A 235-nucleotide genomic window follows, 5' to 3' on the forward strand; every position below is an offset into this window, starting at 1 on the left:
CGGGGGACGACGGTGGCGGCGGTGATCCCCGGGACACCGCACTGAGCCCTCGTACGGCACCTCCCGCCGCTTCCCGGTAGGCCACCGCCTCCTCCAGGTCGAGTCTGCGCAGGAGCGTGCGGAGCATTTCGACGACGATGTAGCGGTGGTCACGGAGTTTCACGAACATCTCGCGTTCGGCGCTGGCCATCTCGCGGGACAGGCGGCGGGAGGAGTCGTCGGCGGGCACCCCGGG

Annotated in this window: 1 pseudogene; it reads right to left on the reverse strand. The window is 71.1% G+C overall.

The features are described from left to right. Positions 1–235, reverse strand: a pseudogene (locus tag KVT44_RS57110) (hypothetical protein); the annotation flags it as partial.

The organism is Streptomyces sp. GbtcB7 (genome assembly GCF_019091445.1).
Lineage (GTDB): Bacteria > Actinomycetota > Actinomycetes > Streptomycetales > Streptomycetaceae > Streptomyces > Streptomyces mirabilis.